This window comes from Cupriavidus plantarum (assembly GCF_905397285.1).
Taxonomy (GTDB): domain Bacteria; phylum Pseudomonadota; class Gammaproteobacteria; order Burkholderiales; family Burkholderiaceae; genus Cupriavidus; species Cupriavidus plantarum.
In genome coordinates this window covers 1-1752 of sequence record NZ_CAJPUX010000023.1, presented here as the reverse complement: position 1 = coordinate 1752, position 1752 = coordinate 1, and the positions used below count along the sequence as shown (strand labels likewise).

Genomic DNA, 1752 nt, shown 5'->3' with positions numbered 1-1752 from the left:
GTGGCGGGCGGTGGCGCTGGCGCGGCCGGGGCGGGCGGCACGCTGTTGCCGGCGGGCGCGCCGGGCGTGGGTTCCGGCAAGCCGTGCCCGGAGTGCGGCGCGCACGCGCTGCACCGGATCGACGGCTGTGCCAAATGCGCGAATTGCGGGTACGTGGGAGAGTGCGGGTAGGCGTTGCCATTTGCTACAATCGCCGCCATGAGTTACCAAGTTCTAGCGCGCAAATGGCGCCCCAGGGATTTCACCACGCTGGTCGGACAGGAGCACGTGGTCCGCGCGCTCACGCACGCGCTGGAACAGCAACGGCTACACCACGCCTATCTGTTCACCGGCACGCGCGGCGTCGGCAAGACCACGCTCTCGCGGATTCTGGCCAAGGCGCTCAACTGCACGGGTGTTGACGGCGGCGGGGGCATCACGGCCGAGCCATGCGGGCAGTGCAAGGCGTGCCAGGAGATCGACAGCGGGCGGTTCGTCGACTACATCGAGATGGACGCGGCCTCCAACCGCGGCGTCGATGAAATGGCGCAACTGCTGGACAAGGCGGTGTATGCACCGACGGTGGGCCGGTTCAAGGTCTACATGATCGACGAAGTGCACATGCTCACCAACCACGCCTTCAACGCGATGCTGAAGACGCTGGAGGAGCCGCCTGGGCACGTCAAGTTCATTCTTGCCACCACCGATCCGCAGAAGATTCCGGTCACGGTGCTGTCGCGCTGCCTGCAGTTCAACCTCAAGCAGATGCCGCCGGGACATATCGTCTCGCACCTCGACCATATCCTTGCACAAGAAGGCATTACGCATGATGGCAATGCGCTGCGGCTGCTCGCGCAGGCGGCGCACGGTTCCATGCGCGATGCGTTGTCGCTGACCGATCAGGCCATTGCGTATAGCGCTGGGCAGGTGTCGGAGGATGCCGTGCGGGGGATGCTCGGGGCGATCGACCAGAGCTACCTCGTGCAGTTGCTCGATGCGCTGGCCGCCGAGGATGGCGCCACGTTGATCGGCATTGCGGATTCGATGGCGGATCGCAGCCTGTCGTTCGCGGGGGCCTTGCAGGATCTTGGGTCGCTGCTGCACAAGGTCGCGCTTGCGCAGGCGGTGCCGGCTTCGGTGCAGGACGAATGGCCGGAGGCTGGCGAGGTGCGCCGGCTGGCGGGGCTGTTCGACGCGCAGGAAGTCCAGCTGTTCTACCAGATCGCGAACATCGGCCGCAACGAACTGGCGCTGGCGCCGGACGAGTATGCGGGCTTCACTATGACGCTGCTCCGGATGCTGGCGTTCCGGCCGTCTTCGTCGACGACGCCCGCGCCGGTGGCGGGGCAGGGCGGCGGCAACCAGACCGCACGCCCGCGCGCGGCTTCGGTGCCGGCGGGAGCGGCGGCTGCGCCGGCAACGCGCGCCGCCGAGGCCGCTGCCGCGCGAGGCGCGGCGGGCTCCGGCGCCTCGCGTCCGCAGGCCGGGCAGGTCGATGGCGCATCGGCGCCGGGGAATGCGTCTGGCATTGCGTCCAGCATTGGGTCGGGCATTGCGCCGGCTGCCGGTTCCACCGGCGACGCCGCGGACCGCTCGCCCGACGCGCCGGTGACCGGATCGGCAGGCGCTTACCATGCCGAGCCCGTGCCAGCCGCCGAGCCCGCGCCGGTCGAGGCATCGCCCGCCGGGCACGCCGCGGACGCCGCAATGTCGCCGGCCCGTGCCGCGCTGCTCGCGGCGCGTCAGGCGACCGCTGGGCGCGGGGGACGACCC

The 1752-nt window shown here is 69.8% G+C and carries 1 protein-coding gene; it reads left to right on the top strand.

All coding sequences use genetic code 11. The annotated features are described in order from the left end of the window. Positions 1 to 198: 198 nt before the first annotated feature. Positions 199 to 1752, top strand: a 1554-nt coding sequence (locus KHP16_RS28185) for a DNA polymerase III subunit gamma/tau (protein WP_211961634.1), incomplete at its 3' end; no start/stop codon positions are given.